This window comes from Pseudomonas sp. GV085, assembly GCF_003050925.1.
In the GTDB taxonomy this organism is placed as follows: domain Bacteria; phylum Pseudomonadota; class Gammaproteobacteria; order Pseudomonadales; family Pseudomonadaceae; genus Aquipseudomonas.
Genome location: NZ_QAOV01000006.1, coordinates 365182 through 380559 on the forward strand (window position 1 = coordinate 365182; position 15378 = coordinate 380559).

Annotated in this window: 14 protein-coding genes and 1 pseudogene; 13 read left to right on the forward strand and 2 right to left on the reverse strand. The window is 56.6% G+C overall.

Annotated elements, in window-relative coordinates:
* The first annotated feature begins 5 nt into the window (after positions 1-5).
* From C8K63_RS15845 to C8K63_RS15890, 10 genes are all read left to right on the forward strand, one after another.
* Positions 6-917 (forward strand): dihydrodipicolinate synthase family protein, encoded by a 912-nt coding sequence (locus tag C8K63_RS15845; RefSeq protein ID WP_108217563.1) that lies wholly within the window; start codon positions 6-8, stop codon positions 915-917.
* A complete protein-coding gene (locus C8K63_RS15850; protein ID WP_108217564.1) occupies positions 910-2427 on the forward strand; it encodes an aldehyde dehydrogenase in 1518 nt (505 codons plus the stop codon). Before C8K63_RS15845 ends, C8K63_RS15850 begins: the two co-directional genes overlap by 8 nt.
* Positions 2424-3770 carry an FAD-binding oxidoreductase gene (locus C8K63_RS15855; RefSeq protein WP_108217565.1) on the forward strand — a complete coding sequence of 449 codons (1347 nt, stop codon included), beginning with the start codon at positions 2424-2426 and terminating at the stop codon, positions 3768-3770. The genes C8K63_RS15850 and C8K63_RS15855 overlap by 4 nt, the downstream gene beginning before the upstream one ends.
* Before the next feature lie 65 nt (positions 3771-3835).
* Positions 3836-4687 carry a glycine betaine ABC transporter substrate-binding protein gene (locus C8K63_RS15860; protein ID WP_108217566.1) on the forward strand — a complete coding sequence of 284 codons (852 nt, stop codon included), beginning with the start codon at positions 3836-3838 and terminating at the stop codon, positions 4685-4687.
* Between the two features lie 74 nt (positions 4688-4761).
* The gene (locus C8K63_RS15865) at positions 4762-5880 is read left to right on the forward strand and encodes a glycine betaine/L-proline ABC transporter ATP-binding protein (RefSeq protein ID WP_108217567.1); all 1119 of its coding nucleotides are present in this window, start codon (positions 4762-4764) and stop codon (positions 5878-5880) included.
* The gene (locus tag C8K63_RS15870) at positions 5877-6725 is read left to right on the forward strand and encodes a proline/glycine betaine ABC transporter permease (protein WP_108217568.1); all 849 of its coding nucleotides are present in this window, start codon (positions 5877-5879) and stop codon (positions 6723-6725) included. Before C8K63_RS15865 ends, C8K63_RS15870 begins: the two co-directional genes overlap by 4 nt.
* On the forward strand, positions 6722-7570 hold the full coding sequence (locus tag C8K63_RS15875) for a proline/glycine betaine ABC transporter permease (RefSeq protein ID WP_108217569.1): 849 nt from the start codon (positions 6722-6724) through the stop codon (positions 7568-7570). Before C8K63_RS15870 ends, C8K63_RS15875 begins: the two co-directional genes overlap by 4 nt.
* 12 nt (positions 7571-7582) lie before the next feature.
* Positions 7583-8581 carry a 4-hydroxyproline epimerase gene (locus tag C8K63_RS15880; RefSeq protein WP_108217570.1) on the forward strand — a complete coding sequence of 333 codons (999 nt, stop codon included), beginning with the start codon at positions 7583-7585 and terminating at the stop codon, positions 8579-8581.
* 37 nt (positions 8582-8618) lie between these two features.
* Positions 8619-9632 (forward strand): GlxA family transcriptional regulator, encoded by a 1014-nt coding sequence (locus C8K63_RS15885; protein WP_177413299.1) that lies wholly within the window; start codon positions 8619-8621, stop codon positions 9630-9632.
* A 139-nt stretch (positions 9633-9771) separates the two neighbouring features.
* The gene (locus C8K63_RS15890; RefSeq protein ID WP_108217572.1) at positions 9772-10701 is read left to right on the forward strand and encodes a DMT family transporter; all 930 of its coding nucleotides are present in this window, start codon (positions 9772-9774) and stop codon (positions 10699-10701) included.
* A gap of 269 nt (positions 10702-10970) precedes the next feature.
* Here the strand turns inward: C8K63_RS15890 and fdhA are convergent, their stop codons facing one another.
* The gene (gene fdhA / locus C8K63_RS15895; RefSeq protein WP_108217573.1) at positions 10971-12170 is read right to left on the reverse strand and encodes a formaldehyde dehydrogenase, glutathione-independent; all 1200 of its coding nucleotides are present in this window, start codon (positions 12168-12170) and stop codon (positions 10971-10973) included.
* A gap of 270 nt (positions 12171-12440) precedes the next feature.
* On the opposite strand from fdhA, the gene C8K63_RS15900 reads away from it, so the two are divergent.
* From C8K63_RS15900 to C8K63_RS15910, 3 genes are all read left to right on the forward strand, one after another.
* A complete protein-coding gene (locus tag C8K63_RS15900) occupies positions 12441-13220 on the forward strand; it encodes an SDR family NAD(P)-dependent oxidoreductase (RefSeq protein ID WP_108217574.1) in 780 nt (259 codons plus the stop codon).
* Positions 13221-13459: 239 nt separating this feature from the next.
* Positions 13460-14167, forward strand: coding sequence for a TetR/AcrR family transcriptional regulator (locus C8K63_RS15905; protein WP_108217575.1), 708 nt, complete (start codon positions 13460-13462; stop codon positions 14165-14167).
* Entirely contained in the window at positions 14157-14945 is a 789-nt protein-coding gene (locus C8K63_RS15910) for a pyrroline-5-carboxylate reductase (RefSeq protein ID WP_108217576.1), read from the forward strand. Before C8K63_RS15905 ends, C8K63_RS15910 begins: the two co-directional genes overlap by 11 nt.
* Before the next feature lie 271 nt (positions 14946-15216).
* Here the strand turns inward: C8K63_RS15910 and C8K63_RS30865 are convergent.
* A pseudogene (locus C8K63_RS30865) lies at positions 15217-15378 on the reverse strand (IS4 family transposase); the annotation flags it as partial.

Sequence of the window (15378 nt, forward strand, 5' to 3'; positions counted from 1 at the left end):
TCATCTTGAAATTTGAAGGTATTTATACGCCAGCAGTAACTCCTTATAACTCTGAAGGGGAGATTGACTGGGACGTGTACTCGCAAGTTTTGGAGTCGCTGATTGAGGCGAAGGTGCACGGCATTATTATCGGCGGGTCGACCGGCGAGTACTATGCGCAGACGTCGGAAGAACGCACCGAGTTGGCGGCCTACGCCAAAGATGTGATCGGCACTCGGGTGCAACTGATCGTCAGTACCGGGGCGATTCGCACCGAAGATGCGGTTCAGTACGCCAAGGATGCCAAATCGATCAAAGCGGACGCGATTCTCGTCACGTCCCCGCCTTACGCGCTGCCAACCTCACAGGAAAACGCGATTCACGCGCTCACTATCGATCGCGCAGCGGACTTGCCGATCATGCTTTACAACTATCCGGGGCGCATGTGCGTTTCGATGGATGAAGAATATTTCACGCGTGTCAGCCAATCGAAAAACGTCGTCGCCATCAAGGAAAGTTCCGGCGACATGGGCCAGGTGCATATGCTGGCCCGGCAGTTCCCCAACATCGCCTTGTCCTGCGGATGGGACGACCAGGCCCTCGAGTTTTTTGCCTGGGGCGCCCGCAGTTGGGTGTGCGCAGGTTCCAACTTCCTGCCCAAGGAGCACGTTGCGCTTTATGAAGCCTGCGTGATCGAAAAGAACTTCGACAAAGGCCGTCAAATCATGTCGGCAATGATGCCGCTGATGAATGCCCTGGACGGTGGCAAGTTCGTGCAGTCGATCAAATACGGCTGCGAAGTTGCCGGATTGAAAGTCGGTAACGTGCGCCTGCCATTGCAGCCACTTGAAGCGGACGAAAAGCAGAGTTTCGCGTCGGTCATTACTGAACTCAAACGTAACGTAGCCAACATTACTTCGGGAGCCAGCCATGGGTGATCTTCTGAGCAAGGCCGAATACGCCGCTCTGGCCAAAGACATTTCGTTGCCATCCAAGGCGTTCATCAATGGAGCGTTCAAGCCCGCGATCTCGGGCAAAACCTTCGCCACGAACAATCCGGCGACGGGTGAGTTTTTGACTGACGTCGCCGCCTGTTCGTCCGAGGATGTCGACTTTGCGGTGAGCAATGCCAAAGAGGCCTTCGAGGATGGATGCTGGAGATCGATTTCTCCCAGAGAGCGCAAAGCGGTTCTGTTGAAGTTTGCAAACCTGCTTGAAAGCCATCAATACGAACTGGCCGTCCTCGAGAGCCTCGATAGCGGCAAACCGGTCAGTGAATGTCAGTTGGTCGACATCCCCGACACCATCCACACGATCCGCTGGCACGCAGAACTGATCGACAAGATTTACGACAACACCGCCCCGGTTGGCAGCGACGCGCTGACCATGGTGGTCCGGGAGCCGATCGGCGTGGTGGGCTGCGTATTGCCCTGGAATTTCCCGCTGCTGATGCTGGCCTGGAAAATCGGCCCGGCGCTCGCTGCGGGCTGTTCGGTCATCGTCAAACCTGCCGAACAAACGTCGCTGACCACATTGCGTGTCGCTCAGTTGGCGTTTGAAGCGGGCGTTCCCGCTGGCGTCCTCAACATTGTGACCGGCACGGGCAAAGAGGTCGGCGAGCCCATTGGCTTGCACAACGACGTCGATATGGTGAGCTTCACCGGCTCCACCGCGACCGGCCGCCGTTTCCTGCATTACGCCGCCGATTCGAACCTGAAGCGCATCGTCCTTGAGTGCGGCGGAAAAAATCCGGCCGTGGTGATGGACGATGCCCAAGACCTGGACCTCGTCGCTCAGCATGTCGTCAATGGCGCGTTCTGGAACATGGGCGAAAACTGCTCCGCGACTTCACGTCTGATCGTCCACGCCTCTGTTAAAGACGAGCTGCTGCAGCGCATGGGCGCCTACATCAGCGAATGGAAGATGGGCGATCCGCTCGATCCGCAGAACCGCGTAGGGTCGCTGGTCAGCCCTGAGCATTTCGCAAAAGTGAAGTCGTACCTTGAGCACGCCGCCGCCGGAAAGCTTGAAGTGGTTTACGGAGGCGCGACCAAAGACGGTGCCTTTGTAGAGCCAACGGTGATTGACGGAGTTGGTCGAGACAACCGGCTGTTCCAGGAAGAGATCTTCGGCCCGATTCTTTCGGTCACCACCTTCAACACGATCTCCGAAGCCATTGCGCTGGCCAATGACACGGTGTACGGCCTGGCGGCCTCGGTTTATACCGGCAGCCTGCGCCGGGCGATCAAGTTGTCGCGGGAAATTCGCGCCGGCATCGTCACCGTGAACTGCTTTGGTGAGGGCGATGCCTCGACGCCATTCGGCGGCTACAAAGAGTCGGGCTTCGGTGGTCGGGACAAATCCATTTTTGCCCATGACCAGTACACCGAAATCAAAACCATCTGGATCGATGTGTCTGATCGGTCGGATGAAGAGACCGAAAAATGAGCACCCATACCATCAAGCGCCTACCGGTAGACACCGGGGTTTCAGGTTGGGAGGCGATTTCCGCACGCACTGCGCCTGTCCGCATGCTTGATGGAAACGTGACGGCGGATTGGCTGATTATCGGTGCCGGTTTTGCCGGCCTGTCCGCCGCTCGCAGACTTTCACAGTTACACCCGGGTGACAGCATTGTTGTGGTCGATGCTCATGAAGTCGCCAAGGGGCCGGCAGGCAGGAACTCTGGCTTCATGATCGATGTGCCGCACAGTCTGTCGTCCGGGGAATATTCCGTGGCGAGTGAGTCTGCAACGGCACTGGAAATCACCCAAAATCGTTTTGCGATTGCTTTTGCCGCTGAAGCCGCGCGGGAGTACGGCATGTCTGCCGAAACGTTCGACCCTTCCGGGAAGATCAACGCGGCCGCCACTGAGCGGGGATTGAAGCTGAACGTCAATTACGCTCAATCCCTTGAGCGCATCGGCGAGAAGTTCGAGATGTTTGATGCCGCGCAAATGCGCGAAATCACCGGGTCCACCTATTACCACGGTGGGATCTACACGCCCGGCGCAGTGTTGATTCAACCCGCGCAATACATTAGAGACCTGGCAGCAGGGCTGGAAGGGAAAATCACGCTGTTCGAACGCTCTCCGATTATTGAATTGACCAAGCGGGGAAGCGGCTGGATCGCTCGATCTCATAACGGGACGGTGCACGCACCCAAGGTCATTCTTGGGGTTAACGGGCACATTGAAGACTTTGGTCATTATCAAGGACGCCTGTTGCACGTCTTCACTTACGCCTCCATGACGGCCGCGTACAGTGATGATGCATTCAAGAAAGACGTGCCGGGTAGAGCCAAGTGGGCATTGTTGCCAGCTGATCCAATGGGAGCGACTGTTCGTAAAATCTCTACAGACGGTCTCTCGCGTATCGTCATCCGGACAAAGTTCACCTATGACCCGAGTATCCAGGTCACGCCAGAACGTGTAGCGGCGGTGGCCAAGGAGCAGCGACACTCCTTGGACGCCCGCTTTCCGGAATTGAAATCCACTGCGTTGGAATTCAGTTGGGCCGGCCGTCTGTGTCTGAGTCGTAACAGCGCCGCTGCATTTGGCGAGATCGAAGAAAACCTGTATTCGGCTTGCTGCGAAAATGGGTTGGGAACGGTCAAGAGCACCCTGGCAGGTGTAATGGCGGCGGAGTTGGCTTCGGGTACACGCTCTGATTTTCTGGACAGTTTCAGTCATGCACCAGGGCCCAGCAGGTTACCCCCCCAAATAATAACGAAGCTGGGCGTCAGTTCGGTTATTCGTTGGCATGAGTTTTGGGCCGGGCGAGAAGGTTAATAAGTTAAGTCGTCGGCTTTCTATAAAGGCCGTTTAACAAGTCACTAATAAGAACGGAACAATCCATGAGAAATATCTGGAAGGCATTCTGCGCGCTCGCGTTTGTGGGCATGATGAGTTTGCAGGCACAGGCTGAAGAAAAAAACATAGTAATGGGGACCATGTCCTGGGAGGATTTGGTGCCCATTACCGGCATTACCAAGAAGGTACTTGAGAACGCCGGGTATACCGTAAAAGTCGTGGAGTTTTCCGAGTGGGGTATCGCCTACGCTGCACTCAGCAAAGGGGATATTCAGGTGTTGGCCTCCCAGATTGATTACGCCGCCGCCGATTATTGGAAAAAGAACAAGAACAAAATCGAGAAGCTGTCACCGGTCTCCTTTGGTCTTTATCAGGGCATGGCAGTACCCGGTTACGTAGACATCGACTCCATCGAACAGCTGAATGCAAACGCGGACAAGTTGGGTAACAGAATCATAGGCATCGAGCCTGGTTCGGGTTTGATGAGTGACGCGAACAACGTGGTCAAGGCGTACGACATCAAGCTCAAGCTGGTCGAAGGCAGTACTTCGGCAATGACCGCGGCTTTGAAGTCGGCAGTCGACCGAAAAGAATGGGTGGCGGTAACCGTCTGGGATCCTTCCTGGATGACCAAGAAATTTGATCTCAAATTCCTGAAAGATCCAAAAGGGGTCTTCCCGCCATTGCAGGGTTATTACTGGATCGGACACAAAGGCTTCGCTGAAGCCAATCCGCGTGCGCGTGAACTGATGGCCAGCGTTTATGTGCCTATCACCGACATCACCGCAATGAATGCTGAAGTCAAGGATGGCAAGACCATGGACGAGGCTATCAAGGGCTGGATAGATAGCCATACAGATCTTGTAAATCGTTGGGGAAATATCAAGAACTATTGAGTTTTGTTTGTTTGCCACTGCCGCCCTTTGATTAATTATAAAACCAGCAAACAACTGGTTCGATGGATTGCGAAATGACGATGGCCACAATTAATACTGACGAAGTGCTGGTGGATTGCCAGTCGGTTTGGAAGATCTTCGGTAAAAATGCACCGACAGCCATGGATGCGGTTGTTCAGCAGGGTCTTTCAAAGACCCGGATCCTGCAAAACTATGGCTGTGTGGTCGGGGTTTCCGATGTCAGTCTCCAGGTTCGCCGGGGGGAAATCTTTTGCATCATGGGTTTGTCCGGCAGTGGCAAATCCACCCTTATACGGTTGTTGAACAAGCTGATCACCCCGAGCTCGGGGAAGGTGATGGTCAAAGGCAAGGACGTTTCATCCTTGTCGCCGGCACAACTGCGAGAGGTGAGGGCGCGTCACATCGGTATGGTCTTTCAAAGCGTTGCCTTGTTGCCTAACCGTACGGTTCTAGAGAACACCGCGTTTGGCCTGGAAGTGCAGGGTGTGGGCAAGGCTGAACGTTACAAAGTGGCCGAGCAGGCGCTGGCGAAGGTTGGATTGAGCGAGTGGACTTCACGCTATCCGAGCGAGCTGTCCGGCGGCATGCAACAACGGGTCGGACTGGCGCGTGCACTCACTGCCGACCCGGAAATAATCTTGATGGATGAGCCGTTCAGCGCGCTTGATCCGCTGATTCGCCGACAGTTGCAGGACGAGTTCCGCCAGCTGACCAAGGAGCTGGGCAAGTCCGCAGTGTTTATTACACACGACCTGGACGAGGCCATCCGCATCGGTGACCGCATTGCGATCATGAAGGATGGCGCCATCATTCAGGTTGGCACCGCCGAGGAAATCGTGCTCAACCCGGCTGACGACTACGTGGCGGAATTCGTCGCCGGCATTTCCCGATTGCATCTGGTCAAGGCTCACTCGGTCATGACGTCGGTCCAGGCCTACAAGGCAGTACACCCGACATGCGACATCTCCAGGCTGACCAAAACCTCGCTTGACGCCGATATCGATGAACTTATCGGATTGACGATGAAGTCCGAGCGTGACGCGCTCGCCGTCGTCGATAACGGCACAGTGGTCGGGATCATTACCCCGCGTGATCTGCTGCGGGGCGTGCAAGGTATTCCCAATGAATTGGCGCCCGTAGCAACTGCCAATGCGATGGAGGCGTCCGCATGAGCACGCCGGATTTTTCCAGTCAGTTCGATGCATCCATTGATACGGGGCTGGAATGGCTTTCAGATAATGGCGAGTTCGTGTTCGATGCCGTCAATGCGGTGCTCAATGGCATTTACGAAGGCGTGCTGTGGTGTATCGCTTATCCAGCGCATTACGTCGTGGCGATTGTCCTGGCGTTGATTGGCTGGCGTGTGGCTGGCGTTCGCTTCGCGATTCTCTCAGGTCTGGCATTGTTGCTGTGCGACCTCATCGGGTTGTGGCCGGAGACAGTCAGTACGCTTGCGCTGGTGCTCACCGCTACCGTGTTGGCACTGGCGGTCGCCATTCCGCTGGGCGTCGTCGCGGGCCTGGCGCCGGCCTTTGATCGTGTGGTTGATCCTTGTCTGGATTTGATCCAGACGATGCCGCCCTACATCTACCTGCTACCGGCCATTGCACTGCTCGGCTACGGCCCCGCCACGGCGCTGTTGGCGACTTTTATCGTCGCGCTTCCCCCTGCGCTACGACTGACCTCCCTGGGTATTCGCATGACACCCAAGGAGTTCATCGAGTTGGGAGATGCCAGCGGCGTGACGGGTATGCAGATGTTTTTCAAGATCCGCTTACCGTTCGCCATGCCCAGCATCATGGCCGGCGTTAACCAAAGCCTGATGATGGCATTCGGTATGGTCGTCATCGCCGGCATTGTGGGGTCGGGCGGTTTGGGCGAGGCGATTTACGGTTCCATCCGTACGTTGGATATCGCCAAGTCGATCAACGCAGCCATTGCTATCGTTATCCTGACCATGATCCTGGATCGTCTGGCGCAGAGTGCTGCACAGGCGCGGGTGGGGGCTTCTCAATGACATCGCACATTCAATTTTCTCCAGGCGATTACCTGGCGCCTGCTGTTGATTGGCTGAACACGAATTTACATGGTTTGTTCAAAGGAATCAGTCAGGTCGTTGAGGCGGTACTCGGTGCAGTGGAGGGAGCGCTGCTGGCACCCCATCCGTATTTGTTCATCGGTATTGTCGTCGTCGTGGCGTTCTTTTTTGCCAATAAGCGGGTCGCTGTTTTCGCTGCGGTGATGTTGGCTTTCTGTTTGTTTGCGGGCCTTTGGGTCGCGTCCATCCAGACAATTGCGCTCGTCAGCGTGTCGGTCCTGATCTCGGTGGCCATCGCTTTCCCGTTGGGGGTTCTGGCGGCCCGGGTGAAGCGTGTAGATGAAGCGTTGCTGCCGATTCTGAACATCATGCAAACCGTGCCGCCTTGGGTTTACCTGATTCCCGCCGTGATGCTGTTCAGCTTGGGACGGGTGCCCGCGATCATCGCAACGATTGTTTACGGCATCCCGCCGATGCTCAGATTGACGACCCTGGCCTTCAAACAGCTGCCCAAGGATCTCCTTGAGTTGGGCCAGGCGTCCGGTGCTTCACCTAAAGACATTCTGTTCAAAATCGAACTGCCGACTGCCGCACCGACGCTGTTGGTAGGCCTGAACCAATGCATCCTCATGTCGCTGGCGATGGTGGTGCTGGCCGGTCTGGTGGGGGCGGGCGGTCTGGGGGCTGAAGTGACCCGAGGCCTTTCCAGGATGGAGATGGGCTTGGGGCTGCGAGCAGGTTTGGCCATTGTCGCTATTGCGCTGCTGCTGGATCGACTGTCACGGGGCGCGTTGCAGCGTCACTCCCCCAGCAAACTCCTTTGAAAGGGCATCAGTATGAGACGCAGCTTTTTTTGCATTGATTCGCACGCGTGCGGCAACCCGGTTCGGGTTGTAGCGGGCGGAGCGCCGCTGATGCCCTCCGTATCGATGGCCGAACGTCGCGATATTTTCGTGCGTGACCACGACTGGGTACGCACCGCATTGATGTTCGAGCCTCGGGGACACGACATCATGTCTGGCGTCATTATTTATCCATCGGTACGTGATGACTGCGACTTCGGTGCGTTGTTTATCGAAGTCAGCGGCTGCCTGCCGATGTGTGGAGCGGGCACCATCGGATTATCGACCGTGGTCATCGAAGAGGGCCTGGTGACACCTCGTGAGCCGGGAAAACTGGCGATTGAAACACCGGCGGGACGGGTCGATGTCGAATATACCCTGGGCGGCGAATTTGTTGAGTCGATTCGCTTGTTCAACGTAGCCAGCTACCTGCACAGTGCCGATGTGGTGGTGGAAGTACCTGGTATTGGTACGTTTACGGTGGACATCGCCTACGGCGGGAATTTCTATGCGGTGGTCGAACCACAGGCGTGCTGGACTGGTTTCGAAGGGCAGACGACAGCTGACATCGTGGGGTTGAGCCAGAAGCTGCGCGCAGCGCTCTCGGCCATTTGTGACCCTGTACATCCAGAGAACAGTAGGATCAGTGGTGTTCATCACATCATCTGGTGTGACAAACCACAGAGCAGAACCGTGCATGGCCGCTGTGCAGTGTTCTATGGTGATAAAGCCATTGATCGCTCTCCCGGCGGTACCGGTACCTCGGCACGGATGGCTCAGCTCTTCGCAAAGGGGCAGCTGAACGTCGGTGATATTTACCGACTTGAAAGTCTGATCGGTACAATCTACGAAGGAAAGGTTGAGGCGTCGGTAAAAGTCGGAACCTTCGACGCAATGAAGCCAAGTGTCAGCGGCTGGGCTGAGGTGATAGGTCACAACACTATTTTCGTCGATGACAGGGACCCTCTGGCCCACGGGTTCCAGCTCGCATAAACAGTGCGTTCGTTAGAGTAAACAAGCGAGGCGTAAAGTGATCGAACGACGAGATTTCAGCGGGTGTATGAAAGGTAAAAACCTGCGTTATCTGGAAGAGACTCGCAGCGAGCCGACGGCTCATGCCCGGGCAGGATTTTTACTGCTCGAGCACTTCTCGTTGCCTGCATTTACGCAAGCGCTCGATACGATTGTCACTGCCAACCTTTTGCGGCCTGCGTTGTTCTCTTCACGAACCTTCGGGCTGCAGGACGGAGAGGTTACCAGCGACCTTGGCCTGATCATTCGACCGGATGCGCGTTTGGACGTGGCAGCACTCAAAGACCTTGATTTGCTGGTCATATGCGGCGGCTATCGCACCGAACTCAAAGTCAATCACGAGCTGATCAGCATCCTTAAAACGGCATCGGAACTGGGTATCACCCTGGCCGGGCTGTGGAATGGGGCGTGGTTTTTGGGCGTGTCAGGTTTGCTTGAGGGGTATCGTTGTGCGATTCATCCCGAACACCGACCTGCGCTCGCAGAAATTTCAAAAGTCACGCATGTCACCAGTGAAGCATTTGTCATGGATCGAGACCGGCTCACGGCTTCGAGTCCGGCGGGTGCTTATCATATGGCTCTCGAGTGGATCAAAGGGCTGCACGGCAAGGCGCTTGTCGAGGGCATCGAAGACATTCTGTCTTTCGAGGAGTCGCGGTATCGGCGTATCAAACCGACACAGAACATCTCGTTGAGCGCCCCCCTCAAAGAGGTGGTCAAGCTGATGGACGCCAACCTGGAAGAACCGTTGCAAATGGAGCAACTGGCGGTCTATGCCGGACGTTCCCGTCGACAAATAGAGCGCTTGTTCAAAGAACAACTGGGTACCACGCCGCAACGGTATTACCTGGAATTACGCATTACCGAAGCACGGCGATTGCTTCAGCACACAGACCTGTCTCAGGTTGATGTGCTGGTCGCATGCGGCTTTGTTTCGCCGAGCCATTTCAGCAAATGCTACAGCTCGTATTTTGGTTACCGGCCTTCGAGAGAAACGCGGCTGGTGAAGTAAATAACGCCTGTTGAAACCTTTGTGATTGGTGGTGTTTACCGCGACGGTGGGCTAACGACTTCGTGGCGTGGCTGTTTGTGCTGGATGCGTTAGTGAAACGCTTCAAACCTGATGTTGCTGACACGCTAAGGAGGAGGGCATGACCGAAGTGCGATTGAAGAGCGATCAAACAAAAAACACGGCGTACTTGACTACGCCCACCGTTGCCGCTGGTCCTGGGGTCGCAAGGCCCCAACTCGGGATTTTCCTGTGCCTGCTTTCAATGCTTATCTTTGCGAGCCAGGACGGAATAACCAAGGTGCTTGTCAAAGACTTCCCGGTTGCCCAACTGGTCATGGTGCGCTATTGGGTATTTGTCGTTTTTGCCTTCGGATATGCCGCCTACCAAGGTAGGGTCAAGGAACAGTTTCGGAGCAAGCACCCTTGGCTCCAAATCATTCGAGCGCTGTTAGCCGTGGGTGAAATAGTACTGTTCGGAGTCGGGCTGCGTTATTTAGGCCTGGCTGAAATGCACGCTCTCTATGCGGTATTCCCTCTGATGACTTTGGCATTGGCGGGGGGGCTGCTGGGAGAGTTTGTCGGGCTACGACGCTGGATCGCTGCTGCCATAGGGTTCATCGGGACACTGATTATCCTGCGACCAGGCGCGGGCGTCTTTGAACTCGCAGCGCTGATTCCCCTGCTGTCTGCTTTGGGGTTTGCAGTGTTCAATGTACTGACGCGCCGAATTAGCCAGCACGATTCCTTTGCGACGAACATGCTTTTTATGGCAAGTGTGGGTGCCCTGACGATCACATTTGTGGGGCTGCCCGCATGGGTTTCTCCGACGCCGGTCCAGGGCCTCTTGATGGGGATCCTGTCATTGACGGGAGTAGTCGCTCAGATACTGCTTATTCAAGCGCTGAAATATGCGACCGCTTCTACCCTGCAGCCTTTCAACTATGCGCTTCTGGTGTTCGCCACGTTGATTGGGGTGATCGTTTTTGCCGAGCGCCCTGATACCTGGGTGGTTGTCGGAGCAGCGTTGGTGATTATCGGTGGGCTGTATGCGATTAAAGCGAAGGTGTGAACGTACCTGAGTGTATGAAGTAATCAATGTGTGGTTGGTTTCCTGGATGGACACGGTCCTAAAAAAGGGCAGCTGAAAGCTTAACGCCGATCAGTTAAGGCGTTGAACGCCGCAATCCTTGTGGGAGCGAGCCTGCTCGCGATGACGGTGGCACAGTCAACACTTGCGTTGCCTGGCAATCCGCCATCGCGAGCAGGCTCGCTCCCACAGGTTTTGCACCTTGACTGATCGGCATTAAGCTCAAAGCTGCCCTTTTCCCAAACTGCTCCTTAGGCCGCGATAAACAGCTTGTGCGGATCCATGACGAATTTCTTCGGCGCTCCGGCATCGAACTCGTGGTAACCGCGCGGCGCGTCGTCCAGGCTGATCACCTGCACGCCGACGACCTCGGCAATGTTGATCCGGTCCCACATGATCGCCTGCATCAGCTGACGGTTGTACTTCATCGTCGGGGTCTGGCCGGTGTGGAAGCTGTGGGACTTGGCCCAGCCGAGGCCGAAACGGATGTTCAGGCTGCCATGCTTGGCGGCTTTGTTGACCGCGCCCGGGTCTTCGGTGACATACAGACCGGGGATACCGATATTGCCGGCGACCCGCACCACGCCCATCAGCGCGTTGAGCACATCGGCCGGAGCCTCGTGCTGCGCGCCGTCATGGCCGTGGCCACGGGCTTCGAAGCCGACAGCATCGACCGCACAATCGACTTCCGGCTCACCGAGCAGGTTGGCGATTTGCTCGTGCAGCGGAGCGTCCTGGGTCAGGTCGGCGATCTCGAAGCCCTGGGCCTTGGCATGCGCCAGACGCAGCGGATTGACGTCACCGACGATCACCACCGCCGCACCCAGCAGACGGGCGGAGGCGGCAGCAGCCAGTCCGACCGGACCAGCACCAGCGATATACACGGTGCTGCCAGGGCCGACACCGGCGGTCACCGCGCCGTGGTAGCCGGTCGGCAGGATATCGGAGAGGCAGGTCAGGTCGCGGATTTTCTCCATGGCCTTGTCGCGGTCGGGCAGCTTCAACAGGTTGAAGTCGGCATACGGCACCAGCACGTATTCGGCCTGGCCGCCAACCCAGTCGCCCATGTCCACATAGCCATAGGCACCGCCGGGGCGCGCCGGGTTGACCGTCAGGCAGACGCCGGTGTGCTGCTCCTTGCAACTGCGACAACGGCCGCAGGCGACGTTGAACGGCACCGAGACCAGGTCACCGATCTGCACGTTTTCCACGTCACGGCCCCTCTCGATCACTTCGCCGGTGATCTCATGGCCAAGCACCAGCCCGACCTGGGCCGTGGTCCGGCCACGCACCATATGCTGGTCGGAGCCGCAGATATTGGTCGAAACCACGCGCAGGATCACGCCATGGTCGATGCGCTTGCCGCGCGGGTCTTCCATTTTCGGATAGGGGATGGTCTGCACCTCGACCTTGCCTGCGCCGAGATACACGACACCACGATTACCAGACATGATTTCACCTCGCTTTTGTTGTTGTGAGAACACGGCCCTTGTACTGCGAAGGGGCCTGCGGCCTTACAGTGCAGTGGTATATGTCTTGCGTTTGCGCGTGAATGCAGATTGGTTGGAAGTCACCTTCCAACGACGCGTGATTAGCAGTTATCGTATCGATCCTACGCCTGGTATCAGCACCCGGCGAGAGCATTTAGTCCCTGTTGAGTCTCTCTTTCCCCTCAATTTCCATGGATTCAGGGCTAACCCCGGACGATAGGAGCAAGTGCGATGATTGCGGACTGGACTGGTCAGGTAGCGCTTGTCAGTGGCGCCGGTAGTGAGCGAGGCATTGGCATTGCGATTGCGAAGCGACTGGGCAGCCTGGGCGTTAAGTTGATAATCACAGGCAGCAGCGCTCGCATTCATGATCGGGTGGAGGAGTTACGAGCCTCAGGATTTGAAGCGCAAGGTCGTGAGGCGGACTTGAGTAAAGAGGATCAAGTCCTTGAACTTACCACTTGGGCAGAATCGGTATGGGGGCGAATCGATATTCTGGTGAACAATGCCGGGATGGCTGCGCAGGGTCATCCGGAGCCTTTTGCCGATCTGGCGGACATGAGTGTCGATAGCTGGAATCTTTCAATTGCTCGAAATCTGACAACCGCCTTTCTGCTGACCCGTGGAGTTTTGCCGGGGATGCGCAACAGACACTACGGCCGTATCGTCAATGTCAGCTCCACGACTGGCACTCGGGCAGGTAATCCAGGAGAGGCGGCTTATGCTGCGGCCAAAGCGGGAATGGTGGGTATGAACATGAGCCTGGCCCTTGAGGTTGCGCGCTATGGAATCACTGTGAACTCGGTCGCGCCGGGCTGGATCGCCACTGGGTCAAGTACCCCAGAGGAAGTGAATGCAGCGAAGTACGTCCCGGTTGGCAGGGCCGGTCGTCCGGAAGAAGTGGCTGCTGCCGTTACGTTCCTGGCCTCACCTGAGTCCAGTTACATTACCGGTGAGTTGCTGGTGGTCGATGGTGGCAATTGCCTGATAGAAAACAAAGCGCCCAAGTAATGAATGCGTGTCCGCTGCAAAATTTTGCAGCGAGCCAGAGTCTGGCTCCACGCAACCTGCGACGGAGGTGGGTAAGTGATTCCCTCCAATGATCCCGATGCGGCTAGTGTGCATTCCTTTGAAATGTGTGGAGAAGCAGGCGTGCTCAGGCTACGAAGTCAATAAAATGTACTTGGGTGTACATTTGATTGAGCATCAGAGTACATTCGCGTTACGCATTTTTGAAGAAGGTAAGCGAGATGTCCCAGTTAGGGAAGGCACGTGGTAAAGCCCAGGATGCAGGTTGGCGCGGCTCCCCGGAGGGTTGGCTCGAAGCCGCCTACGAAGCCCTGAAGGAGTCGGGCATCGATGCCGTTCGGGTCATGCCGCTGGCCAAGCGCCTGGGCTTGTCACGCACCAGCTTCTACTGGTTTTTTGAGGATCGTGAACAGTTGCTCGCCGCCTTGCTTTCACGCTGGCGGGAGACCAATACGGGGGGCTTGATCCGGCAAAGTGAAAGCTATGCCGAAAGCATCTCCGAGGCGATCCTGAATGTGTTCGAGTGCTGGCTCAACCCGCAACTGTTCGACTCGCAATTCGAGTTCGCAGTGCGCAGCTGGGCGCTTCAGTCAGCTGAAGTGGCTCAAGAGGTCGCTACCGTAGACGAGCAGCGCATGAATGCCCTGGCGAGCATGTTCAAGCGCTTCGGCTATGACAGCCAGGGCGCTGATGCGCGAGCCAGAACGATTTATTTGACCCAGATCGGCTACATCACCATGAACACGACTGAGTTGATCACTGTGCGCTTCCAACGCATTCCTCATTACGTGAGCATCTTCACCGGGAAAGTACCCAAGCAGCGCGAGCTGGATCGTTTTTACGGGAAATTCGGCTACGCCGAAAAAGAGCCCGGGGTTTTCGTGCCCTTGACAGATACCTTCGAGGAGACGTCTGCAGATGCTCAATGAGACGCTAGGCATTATTGGAGGAACGGGGTGGTTGGGCGCAGCGATCGCCAAGGCAGTGCTGGCAAAGACGTTGGTGCCGACGGGCAATCTGATCATTTCCAACCGATCGGGCAGCCACCCATTGGCACAGCAAGGTGCTTGCCTGGTCACAGATAACCAGGACCTGGTGGATCGCAGCGACGTAGTCATCATCGCGGTTCGCCCCGAGCATTTCGCCGGCCTGAACATCAATGCGACGGGCAAAACAGTCATTTCACTGATGGCCGGGATTACAGCGCAGGCGATTGCTGAACAGACATCGGCTTCGACGGTCGTGCGGGCGATGCCCAATGCGGCGGTGGACATCGAGCAGTCCTTCACGCCCTGGTATTGTTCGCACGGGGTAGAGGCGACAACGAAAAGCCTCGTGCAGCGATTGTTTGAATGTGTGGGCACTGCTGCCGAGGTCCAGAAAGAGGACTTCATCGATTACCTCTCTGCACTCTCAGGCACCGGCCCGGCCTTTCCGGCCTTGTTGATGACGGCGCTGGCCAATCAGGCGATGCGGGCCGGCATACCGAGAGACATCGCGCAGCTTGCCGCGCAAAATGTCGTGGTCAACAGCAGCCAACTACTGGCGGGCCGTGACGCCCAGCAGATGATCGACGCCTTGGTGGCCTACCGTGGTGTGACAGCCGCTGCCTTGCAGACGATGAGCCAGGGGCATTTCGAAGAGCAGATTGGAAGGGCGTTGCAGGCAGGTGCCGCCGTTGCTCGCAAAGGGCTTCAGGCCGGATAACTGAACCATCGCCATCGCGAGCACATTCAGCATCTTCATCGACTGTGATACCGCTTTCGCGAGCAAGCCCGCTCCCACAGGAGAAGCGCGTTCACTTCAAACCAGGCCGGCTGTCAGGCCGCCTCGCTCTTGATCTTGATCTGGGGCGCCCCGTTAACCACGCTGCCTGAACGAAGGCATGCCGAGCCTAGGCGAGGCACCGAATGTCTGGGGCAAGAGCGTTTGGTTACTTTGCGCTTTTCAAAGTGACCCGCCGTAAGGGCCAGCCCTTTCAAGGTGTTTTCCCTTTATGGGCCTTGAGCACCCGATCCGTCGACACATGAGCGTGCGCAGCTTTACCGTCCAGCCACTCCTTGGGTTTGGCGATTTTGGGACCACGTATGCTTTTGGCCACTTGCTTGGGCTTGATATTCCTGGCGAGCGCCAACAGTCG